The sequence below is a fragment of the Pseudoalteromonas sp. NS-SX12 genome (assembly GCF_057367955.1).
Genome location: NZ_CM170635.1, coordinates 1231617 through 1254022, shown reverse-complemented (window position 1 = coordinate 1254022; position 22406 = coordinate 1231617). Strand labels below are relative to the sequence as shown.

Below are 22406 nucleotides of genomic sequence, written 5' to 3'. Positions count from 1 at the left end.
TCAACCATTCGCATTTTGCAAAGCAATTTTGCTTTTTGCGTGCATTTTGACCCTGTTTAGCGCGGCACACACTTTGCGTAAGTACTCCATACTATGGAGGATTTGTTATGTGTAAAGAAGTGTCGATTATCATGCCTAACTACAATTGTTTAGAGTATTTACCAAAAGCCATAGACAGTGTGTTGCAGCAACAAAATGTGCGTTTTGAACTGATTGTGGTGGATGACGGTTCGACTGATGGTTCGCTTGAATGGTTAAAAGCAGCTGAGCAAAAATACAATCAGTTACGCGTTTTAACCCAGCCTAATCAGGGTGTTATCGCTGCACGTAATCGGGCAATTAAAAAAGCGAATGGTCAGTTTATCGCGTTTTTAGATGCAGATGATTACTGGTACCCCAACAAGCTGCGCAAGCAAGTAGACTATATGCTAGCGAACCCCAACTGCGGGCTAACTTTCACCAACTACCAGCACGTTGATACTCAATACCAAGAAATCATTGATTGTTACTCATATTGGCCTGAATTTGCAGCCCATCGTACTCAAAACAATGGTGATTATCAGCCTTTGCACGATGCCCTTGGATTGCTATTAATTGCCAACGTAATTGGCACATCGTGTGTCATGGTTAATAAAGACATTATCGAACGTGCAGGCGGGTTTGACCCGAGTCTTCGTAGTGCCAGTGATTGGGATTGTTGGCTTCGTATCGCGCTGATTAGCGAGGTTGGATTTAGTGAAGACATCACGATGGATTACCTGATGCGACCCAACTCAATCACCGCCAATAAACAAAATCGCATTGATGCAATGGCCGAAATCACCGAACGCACCTGTACCTTAGGAAATGTCAGCCAAACCGTTCGCCGTAAAGCCAATGCCCGTTTATTGGAGTCGTACGGTGAAATGCATCGAGAGAATGGCGATTTAACCACTGCGATTTCATTTTCGTATAAGGCGTTTAAACAGTATCCACATAAACGCCATTTAAAACATCTGTGTTCTGATCTCAAACGGTTGGCGATTTTACGCGTGAATGCATTGTGCCAAGTATAAAAAAGTGTTTTATTATTAATAGGAAGGAGTGATGTATGGCCCATATTTTACTGGTAGACGATGAACCAGAAGTAACCAATGCAATTGCGCGTTTACTGCGTAAAGACTACACCATCACAAAATGTAGCGAGCCAGAAAACGCACTTGAAATTGTAAAGCAAAATGACATTGATTTAGTGCTGTCTGATATTCGTATGCCAGTGATTGATGGCGTAGAGCTACTGTCACAAGTAAAAGCATATGATCCTGATATAGGCCGTGTGCTGCTCTCGGGGTATTCGGATATGGAGCTTTGCCAACGTGCGATAACTGATGATATTGCGTCAATTATTTTGGCAAAACCATGGGACAACTTTGAGCTAAAAAACGTACTGCGCTTAGTACTGAACGCACGTCAGTTACAAAAAGAAAATACCGAGCTTAGGCAAAAACTCAATCAACTTAGCCTAACATCACAGTGAGCGCACGTACGCTCACTGTAAACGTTTATGTTATTCTGGGCGCTCGATGCCAAATGCTGATGTAATGCCAGAGTATTCGCCGCCCCCTAAACGCGCCAATGGATTTACCTTATCGGCGTCAACTTTAATGCGCTTCTTATGATCAAGCGATACAACTTCATCGCCTAAAAATAGGGTTTTAATTTCAACAAACACTAACGTTTGTGGCACGTCGCCCATTTCTTTAATTTCATAAAGCTCGCAACCATAGGCAATATTACAACCTGCCACCCGCGGCATAGAAAAGCCTTCAAATTCACACAGCGCAATATCATTAATTGCGACTTCTGACTGCCCATGATCTAAAGTTGCTGCGGTTTGCGTTACCAAATTGGCATCATCTACTGACGCAATATAGATCACACACTGCCCCGTTTCGATAATGTTTTTAACGGTATCTTTTACTTCACCCGTCGGCTTTTTGCCAACTGAAAACATCATTAAAGGTGGGTTACTCGATACGGCCGTAAAATAAGAAAATGGCGCTAAATTAAAATTACTTTCGCCCGAATCAGTCATAACCCATGCAATTGGACGCGGAATAATGGTTTGCGTCATTAAGTGGTAAATTTGCGCTGGTGAAAAGTCAGAAAAATTAAGATTCATAACAAGGCTTTAAATTAGGTTAAGTAATCTTGGATGGTGCCATAAATAATAGAGCGACAAAAGAGTAAGTAGCAATTACGCGTGACCATTGACGCTTTGGCGCTAATTTAGGCCCCATTCGTTCAATTATCCGTGACTGGCTAAATATAAAGGGCAATTAGCTGCTTTATTTACGCTTCTATCGTAATGTATATAAACAGTCTAGCCACAGCGAGCAGACATCACCGTTCAATTTGTTTACATTTCAATACAATATAGCTCCAATAAGCAATACGCCAACTGGTTGTACCAATTTACTTAACAAGAAAATTAGACAATAATTACGCTGATTAAACTATAACTTTGCGTTTAAACGCATAAAGTTAGATTATTTACTCATCTCATAAAAGGAATAACAATGAGAGTTAAAAGTTTAGTACTTGGCGCATTATCGCTACTATCAGTGTCAGCTAATGCAGCAAATGACGTATACGGTACGGTAAGTGAGTTAATCACCCGTTCTGGTGATAGTGGTGATACATCACTTTATTTTCGCTTAAACGTAATCAGCGAGAATTCATCATTTGAAAGCTGTATAGTGGATGGCAACACCCTTACTTGGGCGTTAGATTTGTCATCGCCTGTAGCCACATTCCAATATGACATCATTAAAAAGTCATTTGTCGATCAGTTACCTGTAAGGATAATTGGCTATGACAATGTATGTGATAATGGCAATACCGATTCAGACAAGATTTTTGAGTTAAGCCCTTGGTCTTGGCATGCTCAAACAGAAGAAAAAGAATAAAATTCAAGTTGAGTCGTTAAAAGCCAAACACATGTTTGGCTTTTTTATATTAGTAAAGCGTATTAATGCGTTTTCTTCACTCCGTAACGCACCATATCTTTACCATTCTCATACACTTCTTGGGATACCCAACGACCTAGCAATAATTGATGCTTATCATCTAACACCGCAATAAATGGGCGACCATCACTGTTATTTGTAGCAAGTGCCACACCTTCAACATTTTTAAGGCCTAAGCCACCATTTTCAACTAACAGTAAAAACGCTTCTAGCTCGTCTAATGTATTAATCAGTTCGTTATCTTTAATCATGTTTGCTGCTCTAGAGTATCAATGCGCGTAGGGTAACAGGTTTGTGCATCAGGTGAAATTACATAAAGGCTCACAAGCAATACTTGAACAATTAACATACAAACCAGTGCAAATACATTACATCAGTTATTCGGGTTAGTCGTTGTAAGCGCTTTAGGTAATGTGATGGTAAATTCAGTAAACGCATTTACCTCACTAGTGCATTCAATTGAGCCGTGCAATTTTGCTGTTACTAAATTGTAGACAATGCTCATTCCAAGGCCACTGCCACCATTACTGCGATTGGCGGTGTAAAAACCTTGCTCAAAACAGACTCGCTCATTCCAACCCCATTATCACGAAAAGAGATCACATCCTGTTGCTCATTATCGGTGGCAGAAATGGCGATTTCACCATCACGATTACCTTGCTCAAAACCATGAATAATTGAATTATTAACAAGATTTGTAAAAATCTGCCCGATTGATCCAACTTCAACCTGCAATAACAGATCATCGCGGATCAAATTGCGAATAGTAATGCCTTTATTTTTAAATAGCGGTGTAAGCGACGCAAATACATCATCAAGGTACGATTTAAGGTTAATAGTGCGTATATCCTGATGAGATTGATCAACCGCCACTTGTTTAAACGACTGAATAAGCCCTGCGGCACGCTGCAAGCTTGTTGTTAAAAGCCGCACCGATTCGCTCATATTTGAAAAATAACGTATAATATCATCTCGCGACAGAGTCTCGTTGCCAAACTGTGTTTCTATAGTACGGGTTTCATTTGCGATGTAATCTCCAGCCGTTACTGCAATACCAAGCGGTGTATTTACCTCATGAGCAACCCCCGAAACCAAACTGCCAAGCGATGCCATTTTTTCGGCTTCGACTAATTGTTCAAATGTGTCTTTCATTACTTTGGCATTTTCAGCCAAAATCTCATTTTTTTGCGTCAATAAATCAAATTGACCATCTACCGATTCTTTCAACAAATTAATAAGCCGTTTGCTATACAGCTGCCTAAAATAGGCATATGCAATAACAGCGAAAAAAAGCGTTACAAAGCTTAGCAGCACAAATAACGTCGCAACCTTGTTCACTTTACCTGCATCGCGCATGGCCGCTTCAGTTCGCTGACCTTGCAGCTGCAAAAATGTGTTTACTTTCGCCATTATATTCGCCTTAGCTTGCAAGTAAGTTTCGCTATAAAGTAAATCTAGCGCCGCTAAACGTTGCTCACTTTGGTTGTAGTTAGGCGTTTGTGTTAACCCTCTCTCAACTAAAGCGAATGCCTTTTGCTCAATTTCAACCAGCTTATCAGATGCCGCTTGTGCTTCATTCAGCATTTGCCGTTCACTTTCTGTAATGCCTGCATTTTGCAGCATCGTTTTTAACGAGATCGCCTTGCCGTTTTCACTTGGCGCAAGCCCATGTTCAGGCATCAAAAAATCCCAGTAAACACGTCCATAGTGTTTCGGCCTTGGGTGTTCACCATTACGGATCGCTAAAATTTGGTTAAAGAAGGTAAGGTATTTGGTTTTTCCAGTTGCGGCATAAGCGCGCGCCATTAGCGTTAGGTTATCGGAGCTTAAACGTAATTGATTGCTCAGCTGTAACATTTCATAGCGCTGCTGCTCGGTTTTCTCAAGTGTCGATAGAGATAAAAAGGTATAATACGCTGATAATCCGGTAATTAGGATTAATACAATAACGAGTATAAATAACCATTTTGATTTGCTGAGTAAATTAGCACTGTTGGATTCAACTATTTTAAAAATTTCTTCTGCTTTGCTAAACGCCACTCAGTTACCTCGAACAGCAAAAACACACTGCAATTGAGTATAGTCAAGAAGTAGCTATTTTGAGTGGTTACTCTATTTATTAACGTGGTAACAACTCTGGATTTGTAACAACTCACAAGCCAGTGTTACTTCAATCTATTTATCACACTAAAAGCGTAAGCAGTTAAGCTTACGCACATTTCTTTCGCGTTTACCGATTGAGATAGGTAAACGGTTCATTTTCATATGCATTATGCAGCAACTTTTGAAATGCTTGAGACTGTGAAAATTGCATATTGGCAATTTTGTTAACACTCACTGCGGGTGTCCAAGAGTTCATAACGACAGCGCCCGTAAAATTACGCAAAGTGTGCAATGAAATAGTCATGGCTTTTTGCGGTATATTGAGTGCCGTTAATTGCCTTTGGATAATGCCCATCATAGTGCCTTTGAGCATATCGGCTTTTGGCCAAATAACACTTTCACCATCCCAAAAAGCTAAATTCCAAATAGTTGCTTCACTCAACACGCCGGATTGGTTGATAAAAACAGCATCATCAAATCCTTGCTGTTTTGCTAAATGTAAACAGTGTGTTTTCGCTATTTCGCCTACATGTTTTATGTTTGCTAACGTGCGCTGATGTTCAATCGCAGCTAAGGTGAGTGGCCCAATTGGTCCATTTGACGGCGCATTTGTTCTTATCAGCATGTTTGGCGTAACGTTCATACTTGCTGTATTAAATTCACCTTTCGGAGAATACATAGTAATGGTTAATGATAAATCGCTATCTGAATGGGCAAGCACACTGGTTAACCCATTGATAATATCCTCATCCGCAAGATGATTGTTAAATAACAGTTTCGATGCGTCGCGTAATCGCGCCAAATGTAAATCGAGCCCTTTTACAGCCTTATTACGCACTTGCATTGCGGTAAAATGGGCAAATCCTGCAAACGCCAAATCGCTAATTTCTGATTGTTCAATTAATTGACCGTTAAAAAATGCCTTGCTCATGTATCGTCTCCATCAGCTATTTAATATTGAAAAGGTAACAATGAGCCGCTAGCATAAACCCTCACAGTACTGTTAAGGTCAAGGTGTAAGTTGAAAATAAGTGAATTGGCAAAGAAAACAAATGTCAGCGTACGCATGCTGCGCTATTACGAAGAGCAAGGCATTTTAACGCCTAAGCGCACAGATACTGGGTACCGAGTCTATTCGCAGCAAGATTACCAAACCATTGAACGTGTAAAATTACTTAGCGCAGCAGGTATGACATTAAAAACAATGTTGCTATTTTTACCTTGTATTCGCGCTGAACGTCCAATTTTTGAGCCATGCGATGAACTGCGTACAGTGTTACAACAGCAAATTTCGACAACCAATAGCAAAATGAAAGAGCTTGCAAAAAGCAAAGCCATTCTTAGCGAGTTCTTAACCGAAATTGAAAATGCTTAGCCTTTGATTTTAACACTTTTTAACTTGTTTGAAGTGAGTTCTACGCTTAAGGTAATAAACCAAATTTAAGTTAAATTTAGTTTTAACGTGTATTTAGGTTACATGGAGTAAGTGAGATGCAACAAAGTACCTTAAAATCATCAACGGCAACCATTCAAAATGGTGTGACAAGAGCTGATGGCCAGTTTTCAGTGTCACAATACGGTATTTGTTTTAAACCATTTAACGAGAAATTAGGTTTAGGCCCGTATAACGTTGAACGAGCTTCAATCGCTAAAGTAGAAAAGTGCGTTGGCAAAGGGGCTGGCATTTTACCTATTACCTCAGATGCAATTCGCATTACGTGCACAAACAATGAAACCTATGAATTTATCATCAGTAATCCTGATGAGTGGGTGAATTTACTCTCGAACTAGCATTAACATATTTCAGCAGCGCCTTTGCTTTAGCTGCTGAAATACTTTTCCTTTAATCTCATTTTGAAACGACTTTCCAGCGAATTGCCTTAGCAACTGATCAAATACGCTTTTATCTGCGTACTCAAAATATTCATTTTATAAATTTACACACCAATGACTGAATCTGAGCAATCACGCATTATCGAAATGGCATGGGAAGACAGAACCCCATTTGAAGCCATCGAAACACTCTATGGGTTATCTGAGAAAAACGTAATTAAATTAATGCGCAGCGCGTTAAAACCCGCCAGCTTCCGTTTATGGCGAGCGCGTGTAACTGGCCGCAACACTAAGCATTTAAAGCTGCGAAACCCGGGCATTTCACGTGGATATTGCAAAACCCAGTACAAACATCGCTAAGTTAACAAGTTTTAACCATGTATTCGCAGTTTTCTAACGATATGCGCGTTGGGTACTGCGCTTTAATAAAACCCGATTTTTGATAGGCCGCAACTGCAGGTAAATTATCCGACAAAACAAACAATGAAGCGCTATTTAACTGAAGTTGAGCTTTCCCTTTTTGAATCAAACTATTAATTAAACGCTCTGCGATGCCTTTACCACGAAACGCTGGGTTTACCACCAAGCGCGCAAGGTGAATTCGATCTAGGCGATTATAAAATTGTCCAAACGCAACAAACTCACCTTGTTCGCAAAGCAAGCAAAATGAAGCTAGCTTCTCTGTGTTTAAATCTTGAAAGAAAGTGTCTTCTGTAAAAGGGTAACGGAATCCCGGGCCTGACCACTTCGCAAGGCTAACTTCATCTTTAAACCAGCTCGCTAGCTGTTCTATGTGGGCTTTTGTAAACGGTACTAACATTATTGATTTTTCACATCATTATTTGCTTTACAATGTTTATCAATAAATGCCTGATGACTCAAACAATTATTCGCAGCCGCAGCAATTTGCGCTTTCATTTGTGCCAAGTTTTCAGCAATCGCGCTTGAATTAAAGTGATCCAAACGAACATCGTAACGTGAAGGAGTGACATTAAAGCCATAGAACATTGAAAGCCAACTTGCTTGTTGGAAAGACTCGTTATCATACATCACCACATAGCCGCGATTTTTATACATGGCAATTTTGTGCTCAAGTGTTTTTGGAATGGGCATCTCTTGGCAATAGCGCCAAAAAGCGGTGTCGGTGCGCTGCGTTAATTTGTAGTGCACTAGTAAAAAATCAACAATGCGATCTAACTCATCATTATGCAAACGGTTAACTTCATCAATATCAGCTTGATTAAAAGACATATCTGGGAAGAAAGTCAACAGCTTAGCAAGCGCGGTTTGAATTAACGAAATGCCAAGTGACTCTAACGGCTCTAAAAAGCCAGCAGCTAAACCAAGGGCAAAACAGTTTTTATGCCAACTTACTTTGCGCCTGCCAAGTGGGAATTTAAAGGTTTTTACATCGGTAATTGTGCGCCCTTTTACACTATCGAGCAGGCTTTGTTTCGCCTCTTCATCTGTCGTGAATTTGCTTGAATAAATATAGCCATTGCCCATACGGTGCTGCAGCGGAATACACCATTGCCACCCAGCTTCTTTTGCAATTGCGCGGGTATACGGCGTGGGTTCACCCACCAGTTCTGTTTGCACTGCGACAGCGCTGTCACATGGTAGCAAATGACTCAAATCATCAAGGCCAATACCCATTGCACCTTCAATTAATACGCCTTTAAAACCAGAGCAATCAATAAATAAATCGCCCTCGATATACGTGCCATTATCAAGGGTAAGTGCTTGGATAAACCCGTTATCAGCATTGAGTTTAACTTCGCTCACATTCGCTAAAATATGGTTTACACCGCGTTTTATTGAAAACTCCGTTAAAAACTTCGCATATAACACAGCATCAATATGATAGGCGTAAGAATATTGTGCTAGTGGGTTGTTTTGATTGGGGTTTGGCTGGGCAAATCCGCCTTTTTTGGCAAGCTGAATTGGGAAGCTATAATCTTCAATATCAAGCTGTTTACCTTCTGCATTGAGCTTGTTGATATATTGGTGAAAATCTAAGTTTTCGATGGGTGCGCCATAGGCTGCAAAAGGATGGAAAAAACGCTCGCCTTTTTGCGACCATTCTTCAAATTCAATACCAAGTTTAAATGTCGCTTGTGTGGCTTTAATTAAATCAGCATCGTTAATGCCTAAATTGCGGTTAAAATCAACAAAATTAGGAATCGTTGCTTCGCCTACTCCAACTGTATTAATGTTAGGTGATTCGATTAGCGTGAGCGACATGTCTTTGTCTTGAATGTAGCGCGATAAACTTGCCGCTGCCATCCACCCCGTTGTGCCCCCACCAACAATAACGATTTTTTTAACTGCTTGTGCCACGTTTCGTCTTCTTATGCTTATTTTTATTGTTTTCAATATAAACTAAACGGGCTTGAAAAACTAAGCCAATAGTGGCCAATTTTTAAGCCCTAAATGCGTGATTTGTATTAGCTCTCAACCCTTTTTAAAGGTTTAGGCCTTATTCAATTAACGCTTTTTGAAAAGTAACGTCATACGGTTAGATTCACCAACTGACTGGTACTGCTCTTTATTTTCTTTTGCATTAAGTGAAGGCGGCAGCGCCCATACACCCGCTTCAACATTATCGATAATAATGCGGTCTTTTGCGTTGTTGTGGAAATACGCCTCAGCTTCTAAGTCAAATCCAGCGGCTTTTGCCACTGCAATTACATGTGATTTTGGCAAGTAACCTTTTTTCGCTGTTGCTACTGGGTCAAAGCCTTCAGGTGCTTGATGCTGTACGACGCCTAATTTGCCACCTTGTTTAAGCATCTGATTAAACTGACTAAATGCAGCCGCTAACTGATTGCCATTTTGTAAACCGTGCAAGCCTCTAAAGGTTAAAACTACATCTGCGTTTTTTGTTTTCTCATCAATTGACGCATTTGGATCAAAATCAGCGATAACAACATTGCCGTATACCTTTTTGTTATCGCTTAATTTTTTCTCAAAGTTTTCACGTGAGCGTTTACGGTATTTTGAACTTGTTGTAATTGGGTAGTGCGCTGCGACAAGCTGCCCCTCTGCTGCAAGCATTGGCGCAAGTACTTCTGTGTACCAGCCACCACCTGGCATAATCTCAACCACTTTTGAATCAGCTTTAACACCAAAAAACTCAAGCGTTTGGTATGGCTTACGAAATGTATCGCGTGCTTGATTTGTTTCACTACGGTGGCTGTTATCAATACCTGCAGGTGCACTGGCAACGGTAGAGAAAGAGAAAACCGCGGCAGCGATAAGTGAAAGGGGTAGTAATGTGTTTTTATAATTCATTTTAAATTACTCAATTAATAAACAATGTTTCTGTTATACAGATTTTTTACATAAACCGCTCACTTTTGCGAAATATATTTCATTTTATTAATGAGTTAGCACATATTTAATTTAAATTTACCTAATCAAATATTCCTTATTAAACACAGAAAATCGCATCATTGTTGCTAAAAAAACCACCTCTGATATATTGCATACAATATTCAAAATAAAAAGAAAGAATGTTATGACAACACACAAGCCTGTGCGCAGTCCATTTGGCAGTAGCTTTTACATTGCTAATATTATGGAGATATTTGAACGATTAGCATGGTACGGTTTTTTTACCGTATCGTCCCTTTATATGACCAGCCCAGTGCTACAAGGCGGTATGGGGTTTAGTGATGAGCAACGCGGTTTTTTACAAGGGCTTGTGCCATTTTGCATCTACTTGTTGCCCGCATTAACTGGGGCATTAGGCGATCGTTACGGCTACAAAAAAATGCTGTTACTTGCCTTTGCCATGATGACCCCGTGTTATTACTTGCTAGGTCAAGTATCAAGCTATAGCGCGTTTTTCCTAGCCTTTATGGGTGTTGCAATTGGTGCTGGCATTTTCAAACCATTGATCACCGGCACGGTGACTCATGCAACCAACGATAGCAATCGCAGTTTAGGCTTTGGCGTATTTTATATGATGGTCAATGTGGGTGGCTTTTTAGGGCCTGTTATTGCCGGTATTATGCGAGACACAAGCTGGGATATGGTGTTTATTATGGCCGCAGTGTGGATAGCCATTAACTTTATCCCTGTCACCTTATTTTATCGCGACCCAACTGCTGAAATTCGTAAAAACACGCCAGCCAAACCATTAAAAGATATTATGATTGAAATGCGTGAAGTTCTGGGCAATGGTCGCTTTGCGTTGCTTGTTTTTCCAATCCTCATTGCGTTTATGTTACCCGGTACAAAATTAATTTCTGAATCACTCGCTTACGGGTTTATTGCAGGTTGGTTAGGTTTAAACTTAGTCTGGCACATATTAGCGCCAAAAGCTGGAACACATTGGTATAGCAGCAAAATAAAAATGGGTAATAAACCTTTTTTGTTACTTATTTTGATCCTGAGCGGGTTTTGGCTGGTTTATATGCAAATTTTTATCACCCTTCCGCTTTTTATTCGCGACTACGTTGATAGCAGTGATTTAGTGATGTTTGCGAATTCAATTCATGCCGGCTTTGGCGAAGCCGCTTCGTTTGTTAATGTGCCCCAGCTAACAACTGCAATCACTGCCCTTGCAAGCCAATTTGATTACAGCCAAGCAAACAGCTTTCATAAAGCCTACCTTGAATTAACTAACTACAATGTGCGCATTCCAAAAGACGTATTACAAGCTCATTTACCAAACTTAAGTGCACTGTCTCAAGCTGAAATCAGCACACTCGCAACCCAGTGGGCAAGTGATTATCGTCAGTTTAAACCTGAATACATTGCTGCGGTAAACTTTGGCTCTATTGTACTATTACAAGTATTGGTATCAGCAATGAGCGCACGTTTTAAAACCTTTTATGTAATTATTGCTGGCGCTCTAATGATTGCCAGCAGTTATTTATTACTGGCAAATTCAGAGGCTGGAGCAATTGTAAGTGGCGCGCTTGCGGTAGCGGCTTTACTTATCTTTTCGCTCGGTGAAATGATGGCATCGCCAAAACAACAAGAGTATGTAGCCTCAGTAATGCCAAAAGACAAAGCAGCCATGTATCAAGGCTATCTTTACACAGCATCTGCCATTGGCTTTTTGTTTGCAGGCAAGCTCTCTGGTTGGGGTTACAACAAATGGGCTGTTGAAGCTAATGAGCCCGCGAATTTTTGGCTATTATGCGCCGCAATTGCCTTTGTAACCGCGCTAGCTCTTTGGCTATTTAATAGTTTTGCCGCTGAAAAATTAGAGCAATCACAGCATAATTCAAAGCTTGTTAATAATTTAGCTTAGTGATGTGTGATTAATTCGGCAGGGTTTAAGTAAAACATTTTCTTATAACCCTGCGTTTCTGTGGTAAACCGCCACGGGTAAGGTATTAATGTAACGACCGAATAGTGGATATGTGCAGGCTTACCTTTGGCATTTCCCGAATCGCCCAAAGTACCAATAACTTCTCCCTTCGCAACTAACCGACCTGTTCTACTATGGTTTTGCTCTAAATGCGCATAATAATGAACTCGCCATTTTGGTCCTAAAATCACGGCAACCTTACCGCCTTTAGGCAAAGTGCCAGAATAAATCACAATTCCTGCCGTAGACGCGATAACGGGCGTTCCTTTTTTGCCGAAAATATCGATACCTTTATGTACCCCTGAGCTGCCCCACGGCTCATACCAAAAGGTTTTTGCATGCCAATCATTGTGTGTTGCACCTTGAACCGGGATTATTTGAGATACGGGCATAAATAGAATGCCAAAAAACAATCCGGCTAGTATTAATACGCTTACTTTGGTTTTCGTCATAACTCATCTAGAGCGTGTTGACCTTTGCGCTCTCGTTTTTCTCCTGGCTTTAATAAGATGCTTACTAGGTTGTTATAGCGGTTTTACTGCTTATACCAATCAGAACACAAAACGTAACCATAAGTTCATTAAGATGAATACTTTAGATAAGAACAATTGCATAAAATAACACTATTAAGGTGAATTAAATTGAAGCGCTTTAAAAACTGTTCGCTTTTCAACCAAAAAAGCGGTAACGTAATGCGCTAAATTTAACGTCACCGATTTAAATTCAATAAAAACAATATCAAGGGAATGATTATGAAGTTTATTGTACTTCTAGGCCTATTTTTAGGCGGAATGTATTTTTATAGCAATGCAAGCTCACAACATATCGCCAACTACCAAGACCTTTTGGCAAAAGCTGAAACCAGCGATGTTAGCTTAGGTGAAATCAAACTCGGTTCTAACTTACTCGCATTACAATTTTGCAACGATGAGTCATACCAAACATCGGGCGGAAAAAGCGTAAAAGAGTGCTTAAAAACATACGCGAACATGCGTGGCATGTGTGAACAGCGTATTTTCAAAAACGATAATGAAATTATCGAATCTAAAGACAAGGTCGTTAAAATCGCCAAACGCTACACAGCCTGTGTCGGTATTGACTAAAGCGTATTAAAACAGCAGATAAGATGAAAACAACAAAATGTTATCAATTTAGGGCAGATAGGTAACTTCATTTGCTGCATTTAAATCGACAGATTATACACGCTCCTGTGAGCTCAAAATTACTGTTCAGTGCTGGCATAATTGCATTAGCTGCTGCCGCTTGGCATTTGCTCTGCATTATACCAATTCAGTTAAATAGCTGATCATTCTAGCGGGTTAAATATCATGCTAACTGCGTTTGAATTTATCAATGTAGAACAACTACATAAGAAAAATTCCGCCTTGTTATCATTTCATTTATCCCGCGCTAGCTCTGATCACATACTTAACAGAATTGGTATGGGCGGTCCGACCTGGTATCTGTTTGCGCGTGCGCCTGAATTTATAATCGCATCATCAAAACAACACACCCTGCTTGCACCTATTGCAACTACAGTAGTTGCATTGTTAATGAGTGCATGTGCGATATTTGCATTCTCAGCAATGGGCATTATTCGTAGAGTTCCTTTTTTAAAATCTGCGTTAGTTGTTATTGCTATAATATGCATACTGCGTGGTTTACTCGGTTTTACAATTGTCATTAAAGCAACACAAATCGACCTTTGGCAACTCGTTGTCAGTAGCGTTTGGCTCTATGTAGGTTGCTGTTTTGCAATAGGCTTTGTTTCGCTGCATCGTTTTCAATCTTCAACTCACCAAAGCGTATAAAATTTAATAAATTCGCTTCAATTAAACAGCCTGACGGCATTTTAGTTAGACTTATTGCTGCCCGTCTTTTAGCTGTAAAATTAAAACCTATTGCAAATCGGTTTTATTAAACCTATTATACCGACTGTTAATCGGTTTTTAGTTTAAGGTGATCACAATGAAACTCGGCGATTTAGAAAAGTTGCTTTTACACTACCTTTGGCAACACGGTTGCTCTGACGTAAAAACCGTTTTTGCTCACTTTGAAAATACCCGCGGTGGCAGTTTAAATACCTACCAAAGCACCCTTGAGCGCCTCTACAAAAAAGGTTTGTTATCGCGTCATAAAGAGGGCCACGCTTTTCATTATAAAGCACGCGTTGAGCGCCACGAGCTAATAGGCCAACTGATAAAATCAGTAACCACTGACTTTGTTGGTGAAGACGATGGCAGTAGCCTAATTGCCGCATTTAGTTCGATGTCGTCAGAGTTCAACGTTGAACAACTGGACAAATTAGAATCGCTGATCGAACAGCAAAAATTAAAACTTAAGCAACAAGGCTAAGTTATGAGCGCAGAACCCTTCACTTTATTATTAAATGTATTAGCCATTGCCGTTGTGTGCTTTGTGCTACACAACATTGCGGTGTCTGCGTTTGTCACATTATTGAGTACGCGATTTTTAAAGTTACAGGTTAAATCTCGCAAAATCACCTTGTGGTTTTTAGCAACCTTACCCTGGTTTAGCGCCTTTTCAACCGCCGCCTATTTTGTTTATGCTGCCAATGGCCTGTCACCGTTTGAAAGCGCCTCAAGTATGGATCACTGGCATCATATCGACAGTTTTTCATGGCTCAGTTGGCACGGCGCAGTGACTGCATGCGCACTTGGCTTTTTGGCATATGTAATTAGCTCAAGATTGTTAAAACTGCGTGCCCATCAGCATGAAATTAAAAGCTTAATGGCGCTTTCCCGTAAGCTTGATAACAATACCTTCGAAATCGATTCAAATGATGCCGCAGCATTTACTGCAGGTTTTATCAGCCCTAAGTGCTTTGTTACTAAAGGCATGCGCGAACAAATTAGTGAAACTGAATACCACATAGTAATGCAGCACGAACTTGCCCATGCAAACAAGCGTGATCCATTTAAAAAATGGTTATTTGCCCTGCTCGCGGCGTTTTTTATACCAAACATTAAACAGCGTTTAGTCCTGCATATGACCTTAGCAATGGAGCAAGATGCAGATAACGCCGTGGTATCAAACACCACATCATCGCTCGATATTGCGGGCACCCTTGTAAAAGTAGCAAGGCTAAATGCCACTGGCCGTACCCTTAAAAATACCGACATGGTGGCTAACTTTGGCGCCGATGTGCTAGAGCAACGTGTGTATTTTTTACTTGGGCAATTATCGCTAAAACCGGTTAATCACTTGCTTATGATGCTGCTCGCAATTGCCGCATTTTTCCTATGCTTGACCTCAGTCGATAGCATCCACCACTTTATCGAAACCTTTACGAGTCATTAATATCATGGACTTTAAAGGTATTTCTGCAAATTCAAAAAACCGATTAACAATCGGTATAAAGCCTAAATTTTAGGAGTAAATATATGCTTATAAAATTTGTCACACAAAGAAAACCGATTAACAGTCGGTTATTGATAGGGTTAAACCTTGTCGTTGCGAGTCTATTGCTCGCACCACAGGGTGCTAGCGCAAACGAAGTCATAACTTTAAAAACCGCCATCAATAAGACCATACAAAGCCACCCTGACTTAACGCCGCTAATTTATTTGCAACAAGCAAATCAAGGGCTTATTCAACAAGCTGGGGTTGCAAGCCCAGTTACCCTTGATGTAAGCGTTGAAGATGCACTTGGCACTGGCGATTATCAAGGCTTTTCCAATAGCCAAACAAGCTTGAGTATTGCGTGGCTGCTCGATGGTGAGCAAGTGGATGCAAGAGTGGATCTCGCCAAACAGCAAAGGTTGATTTATGCTGTTGAAAAAGAGGCCAAAGCGCTCGATTTAGCTGCCGAAACGGCCAATTTGTTTATTACCTTATTAGCGCAGCAAGCCCAGTTAAAACTGGCAACTCTGGCTGAAAAACAAGCCAAAAAAGCCCTATCAGAGATTACCAAACGCGTCGAAGCAGGCCGCGTAAACAGTATTGATAAATACCGCGCAAAGGCCGATTTAGCAAAGCAAACATTAGTAGTTGAAGATCTTTACTTTGAAATTGAAGCAACAAAATCACAGTTGGCAGCCCAATGGCAAGGCACTACTGAATTTGATGTCACGGGCGATTTAACCCAATTACCAAATGCCCTTTCACTGGAAGATGCCAAAGCAAAATTAAAAAACACACCGCGTTTTTCACTCTTTGCATCAAAACAGCGGGTAATCTCATCAGAAATTGCACTATCACAAGCTGAGAGCAAACCCGCTTGGCAAATCAATACGGGCATTACGCGCGACCAAGCGCTTAATGACTTTTCACTAAGTGCTGGCGTTTCAATTCCTTTAGGGGGGATGTCTCGTAGCGAAGGCAAAATTGCATCGCTTAACGCCAGTAAACAGCAGCAAGCAGCCGAGGCAAAAGCCTGGCTTGCGCGCACCCAAACCCAAGCGTTACTGCTTAACCACAAGCTAACCCACAATACCCATATTGCCAATGCGCTTGTGAAAGAATCACTTCCCGCCCTCGAAACCGCAAGTAAACAAGCCGAGCTTGCCTACCAGCAGGGGCGCTACCGATACACCGATTGGTACGCAGTAAAACAAGAGTTATTACAAGCCCGATTGGAGCTGATACAAGCCTATACCAATATTCAACGATTCAATGTTGAACTTGAGCGCTTAACCGGCGCGAGCCTAACAATTAAGTGAGATTGCGATGAAATTATCAAATCTATTAAATGCATTTTTAGTGAGCCTATTACTCATTGTGCCAAATTTTGATGCGGTTGCCGGAAGCGACCACGATCACCAGCAAGATGATAGCGAGCACAACGATGCAGCTACGGGGCCAAACGGTGGACGACTTTTCAAAACAGGTGACTTCTCTTTGGAACTGCAACTTGTTGAACAAGGAACAGCACCCGAATACCGCGTATTTGTAAAAGATCGCGAAAAAACAGTCGCACCCTTTAATGTAGACGTTACCGTTACCCTTAGCCGACTAGGTGGCAAAAAAGACACCATTTCATTTAAACCAAATGGCGCCTTTTTACAGGGTACGTCACCGATTAACGAACCTCACTCATTTAGCGTTGAAATAAGCGCCACTTATCAAGGTGAAGTCTATGAGTGGCATTTTGATAATTTTGAAGGACGCACTCAAATTGCTGCCCCCATTGTTAAGCAACTGGGCATTAACACCAATACCGTGCAAGCAAAAACCCTGACAAAAACTTTGACGGTGTATGGCAAACTCGCCCTGCCAGCAGGAGCTAAGCGCCAAATAAGCGCGCGTTTTGATGGTGAAATTACCAAACTCACTGCGCTATTGGGTATGCAGGTGAAAAAAGGTCAGCACATAATGACCATTCAAAGTAACGACAGCTTACAAAGCTACCGCGTTATTTCCCCGATTAATGGCATTGTAACTAAACAAAACGTTGGGCTTGGTGAGCAAACGGCTGGGCGCAGCTTAATAGAAATTACCGATATGACTGAGCTTGTTGCCGAGTTACAGGTTTTTCCAAACGACGCAGCAAATATCAGCCAAGGCGCAGCAGTAAGCGTTAATGTAAATGGCTTAAATACGCCAATAAATACCACCATTAAAGACAGCCTTTTTTCAGTTGCAGGCAATCAAGCAAAAACCTATCGCGCCTTCATCCCCAACCCCAATAACCAACTGCAAGTAGGCCAATTTGTTAGCGCCGACATCACCCTTGAAAGCTTTACAGTACCAATGGCAATTGAGAAAAAAGCACTGCATGCATTTCGTGATTTTAATGTGGTGTTTGCCAAATTTGGCGACCAATTTGAGGTTCGCATGTTGACCCTTGGACGCAGCAGCGGTGAGTGGGTTGAAGTGTTAAGTGGCATTGATGTAGGCAGCGAATATGCCACCGACAACAGTTATATCTTAAAAGCCGACATTGAAAAGTCAGGCGCGTCACACGACCACTAAAAGTGAGTAATTACTTATGCTAGAGTCCATTTTAAAATTCGCGATTGAGCGAAGTAAGTTAGTACTTGCCACAGTAATGTTAGTTGCAGCACTAGGGGCTTGGCAGTTTACCAAACTGCCCATCGATGCCGTGCCCGACATTACCAATGTTCAAGTCGTTATCAATACCGAAGTGCCCGGTTACACTCCGCTGGAAGTAGAGCAACGCGTTACTTACGTGCTTGAAACCGCACTGGCTGGCGTGCCCAACTTAAGTTACACACGTTCTATTTCACGTTATGGTTTATCGCAAGTGGTTGCCATATTCAGTGATGACACCGATATCTATTTTGCCCGCCAATTAGTAAATGAGCGCTTGGTTTCGGCAAAATCAGAGTTGCCCTTTGGTGTAGAGCCAGAGCTTGGCCCGATTTCAACTGGGCTGGGGGAAATTTTTATGTTTACGGTTGATGCCTTGCCAGGTGCAACTAACCCCGATGGTAGCCCAATCACCGCAACCGATTTACGCACCGTGCACGACTGGATCATTCGCCCACAACTTGTGCAAGTAGAAGGCGTTGTCGAAGTAAACCCCATTGGCGGCTTTGAGCGCGAAATTCAAATTGCCATAAAACCTGAAAAACTGTTGGCATTTGGCATATCACAACAAGATGTGATTGATGCTATTGGTAGCCATAACCAAAACCGAGGCGCGGGTTTTATTGAACGTGATGGTTCGCAGTGGCTAGTGCGCATTCCTGGGCAATTAAGCGATTTAACCCAGCTTGAAAATGTACCCGTTACGAATTTGCAAGGTGCGGTGATCCGCATTAAAGATGTGGCAGATGTGATTGAAGGTAAAGAGTTACGCTCAGGTGCAGCAACGCAAAATGGCCATGAAGTGGTGCTCAGTACCGTCTTTATGTTAATTGGTGAAAACAGTCAAAAAGTGGCAAAAGAGGTAGGCGCACGCTTAACAGAAATAAGTAAAAGTTTACCGCAAGGGGTGGTGATTAACCCTGCGTACGATCGCACAAAACTGGTGAATAAAACCCTCGATACCGTTAAAACCAATTTGCTTGAAGGCGCACTGCTCGTCATTGTGATTTTGTTTTTATTGCTCGGTAATTTTAGAGCAGCACTTATCACCGCGATGGTAATCCCATTTGCCATGTTAATGACCATTACAGGCATGGTACAAAGTAAAGTAAGTGCTAACTTAATGAGTTTAGGCGCGCTCGATTTTGGCCTACTGGTTGATGGCGCAATTATTATCGTAGAAAACTGTATGCGCCGCTTAAGCCAAGCTCATAAAAGTCAAAACCAAGCGCAAACCTTGCCATTAAACGAGCGTTTAGCCTTGGTATTTGATGCCACCCGTGAAGTGATCCGCCCTGCCCTGTTTGGTGTTTTTATAATAACCGCAGTGTATTTACCGATTTTTGCCCTAACCGGCGTGGAAGGCAAAATGTTCCACCCGATGGCAATGACAGTCGTAATTGCCCTAGTGAGTGCCATGGTTTTATCAATTACGTTTGTGCCTGCATGTATTGCTCTGTTATTTAAAAAGCCGGTACAAGAAAAAGAAAATATCGTAATGAAGGCAAGCACTGCACTTTATCAGCCAATCTTAACCTTTGTGCTAAAAATGCGCTGGTTAGTTGTTGCTGTAGCCATTGCGCTAATGGCAATTGCTGGCGCTATGAGTACCAAACTCGGCAGTGAATTTGTGCCTAATTTAGATGAAGGTGATATTGCTATGCATGCGATGCGCATACCAGGCACCTCGCTTACTCAATCGATAAAAATGCAAGAACTACTAGAGCAAAAAATTGCTGAAAAAGCCGAAGTGTTAAGTGTATTTTCAAAGATTGGCACACCCGATGTGGCCACCGATCCTATGCCACCAAGCGTTGCGGACGTCTTCATTATGCTAAAACCGCGTGCTGAATGGCCAAACCCAACTAAGCCAAAAAACCAATTGGTAACAGAGCTTGAGCAACTAGTTGAAACCATTCCAGGTAACCGTTATGAGTTTTTGCAACCGATTCAAATGCGCTTTAATGAACTGCTCTCAGGGGTACGTTCAGAGCTTGCGATTAAGGTTTTTGGCGATGACTTTGATACCCTTGCGATTGTTGGCCAGCGCATTGAAAGTGCAATTGAAAGCGTTGCTGGTATTCGCGATGTGCAAGTTGAAAAAATTAAAGGCTTGCCCATTTTAACCATCAATCCAATTGATCACATGTTAGCGCGTTATGCTTTAACCAAGGCCGATTTACAACAGCAAATCGCCATTAGCATGGGCGGGGTGGATGTTGGTAAGTTTTATCAAGGCGATCGCCGTTTTGATATAGTTGTGCGTTTACCCGATGATAAACGCCGTGATATCGATAACCTAAAACACCTACCAATAACCTTAGCTAACGGCGATTATGTTCCGTTGTCAGAAGTAGCAAGCATTGAAAAAGTTAACTCGGCAAATCAGGTTAATCGTGAAAATGGTAAACGCCGCATTGTGGTAACAGCCAATGTGCGTGGCCGCGATTTGGGCGGATTTGTTAAAGATGTGCAAATGGCGATTGAACAAAATGCAGATATTCCCGCAGGTTACTGGGTAGAATACGGCGGTACTTACCAAAAACTGCAATCAGCAACCAAACGTTTAACCTTAGTTGTACCGTTAACCTTGGCGATTATTGTGGCGCTGTTGTTAATCGCTCTTGGCTCATTTAAAGACTCAATGATTATCTTCAGCGGTGTACCACTGGCGCTTACGGGCGGTATTTTCGCGCTATTCCTTAGAGATATTCCATTTTCAATCTCGGCTGCTGTGGGCTTTATTGCCCTGTCTGGTATTGCGATTTTAAATGGCTTAGTAATGGTATCGTTTATTCGTGAATTAAGAGCCAATCAACTTGGCTTAAATGACGCCATTATTACCGGGGCGCTAACGCGATTACGCCCGGTACTTACCACCGCCCTTGTTGCCTCACTTGGCTTTATTCCAATGGCTCTAAACACTGGCATTGGCTCAGAAGTGCAAAGGCCGCTTGCGACTGTGGTTATTGGCGGGGTGATTTCATCCACCTTGCTAACACTTTTTGTTTTGCCAGCGCTTTATCGCATATTGCACAACAAGGACTGACTATAAATATGCTATGCCCTCTATTGGGGGCATCTTTGCGCCTAGCCTATAAACGTAAGAATCTGTAATAAATTTAAATACTTTCTTACACAAGACTAACGTGTTTATTGCCATCTTCACGCTTTTTAAACTAGTACTATGTTATTATCGCGCTAGATTTTTTTGGGGTAGATTGAAAGTAGGCATATTATGATTAAAAATTCAGGGAAGGTAGCACTTATTGTAAGTGCGCTGTGTTTTGGCGCAATTGGCTGTAGTGATTCAATCACAGATGATTTAGACGATGCATTAACCCATGAAGCAGAGTTTTCGTTTATCAATGCAATGGATTACAGTGTCGACTTTCATTTGCAAAAACGCACCATCACCGCAGGTTCAAGCGGCTTATTTGATAGTAAAAACCGCGTGGCTGGTAATGTTCAAGTTAATGGTTATTCAAGCGAATACAACTATGACTTCCCAGCGGTAATGAACATGGTAAACATTGGTATGCGCTCAGCTATGAGCAGTCAAAATGAAGTAAAAATGCATACAACACTAAGCGACGATGACGAACATTGGGTTATTGCTTGGCAAAATGGTGTTGAAAAACACATCACCTTACTTAAGAAAAAAGAACGTGATAACGCCAACACCTTCAACGTACGCATTTTCGCTAATGGTGTTTACCCCGTTACATTAAAAGGTAGCCAAGTGATGACCACTGAACGCGGCAAAGTATCTGACTTTTTAACTCTTGATAACTGTGCCCTAGATTTAACCATTAATGGCCGCGCAATCGATTTATGCACCGGCGACTTTGGTGAGTCTTACTTACTGGTTGTAAATAGCGAAGGCAAGCAAGTTTTAGTCGAAGAATAACGACGCGAATAAATAAGCGCTGAAAAAACCGATGCACCCGCATCGGTTTTTAATTGATACAACATTTAAAGTAGCAGGTTTAGTAACCGCACGTATGGCAAGTGCCGCCATCGAAAGTAGTGATGCCTTAATTAAATAGGCAGTGATAAGTACACAATAATTTCACGCATAAGACACGTAAAAGCTCCCATATATTGATTACTAACTAAAACGT

22 protein-coding genes and 1 pseudogene are annotated in these 22406 nt (G+C 41.4%); 15 read left to right on the top strand and 8 right to left on the bottom strand.

The annotated features are described in order from the left end of the window. Positions 1 to 107 precede the first annotated feature (107 nt). Together AC2IOM_RS19955 and AC2IOM_RS19950 are read left to right on the top strand one after the other, a co-directional pair. Positions 108 to 1055, top strand: a complete 948-nt coding sequence (locus tag AC2IOM_RS19955) for a glycosyltransferase family 2 protein (protein ID WP_486359921.1) — start codon at positions 108 to 110, stop codon at positions 1053 to 1055. A 35-nt stretch (positions 1056 to 1090) separates the two neighbouring features. Beyond that, positions 1091 to 1516, top strand: a complete 426-nt coding sequence (locus AC2IOM_RS19950) for a response regulator (RefSeq protein ID WP_010558227.1) — start codon at positions 1091 to 1093, stop codon at positions 1514 to 1516. Between the two features lie 30 nt (positions 1517 to 1546). Here AC2IOM_RS19950 and AC2IOM_RS19945 read toward each other — a convergent pair whose 3' ends face one another. After that, on the bottom strand, positions 1547 to 2161 hold the full coding sequence (locus AC2IOM_RS19945; RefSeq protein ID WP_486359920.1) for a flavin reductase family protein: 615 nt from the start codon (positions 2159 to 2161) through the stop codon (positions 1547 to 1549). 397 nt (positions 2162 to 2558) lie between these two features. Between AC2IOM_RS19945 and AC2IOM_RS19940 the strand changes: the two genes are divergently transcribed. Continuing rightward, complete coding sequence (locus tag AC2IOM_RS19940; RefSeq protein WP_486359919.1) at positions 2559 to 2948, top strand: hypothetical protein; 390 nt, start codon at positions 2559 to 2561, stop codon at positions 2946 to 2948. 62 nt (positions 2949 to 3010) lie between these two features. On the opposite strand, the gene AC2IOM_RS19935 is transcribed toward AC2IOM_RS19940, so the two are convergent. From AC2IOM_RS19935 to AC2IOM_RS19925, 3 genes and pseudogenes are all read right to left on the bottom strand, one after another. Beyond that, positions 3011 to 3259 (bottom strand): hypothetical protein, encoded by a 249-nt coding sequence (locus AC2IOM_RS19935; protein WP_486359918.1) that lies wholly within the window; start codon positions 3257 to 3259, stop codon positions 3011 to 3013. A 122-nt stretch (positions 3260 to 3381) separates the two neighbouring features. Beyond that, positions 3382 to 3953 (bottom strand): annotated as a pseudogene (locus AC2IOM_RS19930) (sensor histidine kinase). A 1285-nt stretch (positions 3954 to 5238) separates the two neighbouring features. Next, positions 5239 to 6042: an aminotransferase class IV family protein gene (locus tag AC2IOM_RS19925; protein WP_486359917.1), complete on the bottom strand. Its 804-nt coding sequence runs from the start codon at positions 6040 to 6042 to the stop codon at positions 5239 to 5241. Positions 6043 to 6132: 90 nt separating this feature from the next. Here AC2IOM_RS19925 and AC2IOM_RS19920 point away from each other — a divergent pair, with 90 nt between their 5' ends. From AC2IOM_RS19920 to AC2IOM_RS19910, 3 genes are all read left to right on the top strand, one after another. Continuing rightward, complete coding sequence (locus tag AC2IOM_RS19920) at positions 6133 to 6486, top strand: MerR family transcriptional regulator (RefSeq protein WP_486359916.1); 354 nt, start codon at positions 6133 to 6135, stop codon at positions 6484 to 6486. Between the two features lie 116 nt (positions 6487 to 6602). Then, entirely contained in the window at positions 6603 to 6902 is a 300-nt protein-coding gene (locus AC2IOM_RS19915) for a hypothetical protein (protein ID WP_486359915.1), read from the top strand. A 156-nt stretch (positions 6903 to 7058) separates the two neighbouring features. Further along, entirely contained in the window at positions 7059 to 7304 is a 246-nt protein-coding gene (locus AC2IOM_RS19910) for a TIGR03643 family protein (RefSeq protein ID WP_486359914.1), read from the top strand. Position 7305: 1 nt separating this feature from the next. Here the strand turns inward: AC2IOM_RS19910 and AC2IOM_RS19905 are convergent, their stop codons facing one another. From AC2IOM_RS19905 to AC2IOM_RS19895, 3 genes are all read right to left on the bottom strand, one after another. Then, positions 7306 to 7764 carry a GNAT family N-acetyltransferase gene (locus AC2IOM_RS19905; RefSeq protein WP_486359913.1) on the bottom strand — a complete coding sequence of 153 codons (459 nt, stop codon included), beginning with the start codon at positions 7762 to 7764 and terminating at the stop codon, positions 7306 to 7308. Further along, the gene (locus AC2IOM_RS19900; RefSeq protein ID WP_486359912.1) at positions 7764 to 9284 is read right to left on the bottom strand and encodes a tryptophan halogenase family protein; all 1521 of its coding nucleotides are present in this window, start codon (positions 9282 to 9284) and stop codon (positions 7764 to 7766) included. Before AC2IOM_RS19900 ends, AC2IOM_RS19905 begins: the two co-directional genes overlap by 1 nt. Positions 9285 to 9431: 147 nt before the next feature. Next, the gene (locus AC2IOM_RS19895; protein ID WP_486359911.1) at positions 9432 to 10238 is read right to left on the bottom strand and encodes a class I SAM-dependent methyltransferase; all 807 of its coding nucleotides are present in this window, start codon (positions 10236 to 10238) and stop codon (positions 9432 to 9434) included. A gap of 226 nt (positions 10239 to 10464) precedes the next feature. Between AC2IOM_RS19895 and AC2IOM_RS19890 the strand changes: the two genes are divergently transcribed. After that, complete coding sequence (locus AC2IOM_RS19890) at positions 10465 to 12210, top strand: MFS transporter (RefSeq protein WP_486359910.1); 1746 nt, start codon at positions 10465 to 10467, stop codon at positions 12208 to 12210. Here the strand turns inward: AC2IOM_RS19890 and AC2IOM_RS19885 are convergent. After that, a complete protein-coding gene (locus AC2IOM_RS19885; RefSeq protein ID WP_486359909.1) occupies positions 12207 to 12722 on the bottom strand; it encodes a M23 family metallopeptidase in 516 nt (171 codons plus the stop codon). The two genes, AC2IOM_RS19890 and AC2IOM_RS19885, sit on opposite strands and share 4 nt — an antisense overlap. Before the next feature lie 300 nt (positions 12723 to 13022). Between AC2IOM_RS19885 and AC2IOM_RS19880 the strand changes: the two genes are divergently transcribed. From AC2IOM_RS19880 to AC2IOM_RS19845, 8 genes are all read left to right on the top strand, one after another. Then, the gene (locus tag AC2IOM_RS19880; RefSeq protein ID WP_054981094.1) at positions 13023 to 13373 is read left to right on the top strand and encodes a hypothetical protein; all 351 of its coding nucleotides are present in this window, start codon (positions 13023 to 13025) and stop codon (positions 13371 to 13373) included. Between the two features lie 225 nt (positions 13374 to 13598). After that, on the top strand, positions 13599 to 14081 hold the full coding sequence (locus tag AC2IOM_RS19875) for a hypothetical protein (RefSeq protein WP_486359908.1): 483 nt from the start codon (positions 13599 to 13601) through the stop codon (positions 14079 to 14081). 157 nt (positions 14082 to 14238) lie between these two features. Continuing rightward, positions 14239 to 14625, top strand: coding sequence for a BlaI/MecI/CopY family transcriptional regulator (locus AC2IOM_RS19870; RefSeq protein ID WP_010558239.1), 387 nt, complete (start codon positions 14239 to 14241; stop codon positions 14623 to 14625). A gap of 3 nt (positions 14626 to 14628) precedes the next feature. Next, positions 14629 to 15591, top strand: a complete 963-nt coding sequence (locus tag AC2IOM_RS19865; RefSeq protein ID WP_486359907.1) for a M56 family metallopeptidase — start codon at positions 14629 to 14631, stop codon at positions 15589 to 15591. A gap of 83 nt (positions 15592 to 15674) precedes the next feature. After that, on the top strand, positions 15675 to 16952 hold the full coding sequence (locus AC2IOM_RS19860) for a TolC family protein (RefSeq protein WP_486359906.1): 1278 nt from the start codon (positions 15675 to 15677) through the stop codon (positions 16950 to 16952). Positions 16953 to 16959: 7 nt separating this feature from the next. Beyond that, positions 16960 to 18204 (top strand): efflux RND transporter periplasmic adaptor subunit, encoded by a 1245-nt coding sequence (locus tag AC2IOM_RS19855; protein ID WP_486359905.1) that lies wholly within the window; start codon positions 16960 to 16962, stop codon positions 18202 to 18204. A gap of 16 nt (positions 18205 to 18220) precedes the next feature. Continuing rightward, positions 18221 to 21331 (top strand): efflux RND transporter permease subunit, encoded by a 3111-nt coding sequence (locus tag AC2IOM_RS19850; protein ID WP_486359904.1) that lies wholly within the window; start codon positions 18221 to 18223, stop codon positions 21329 to 21331. Positions 21332 to 21520: 189 nt separating this feature from the next. Next, positions 21521 to 22192, top strand: coding sequence for a hypothetical protein (locus AC2IOM_RS19845; protein WP_395389724.1), 672 nt, complete (start codon positions 21521 to 21523; stop codon positions 22190 to 22192). The last annotated feature ends 214 nt before the right edge of the window (positions 22193 to 22406 follow it).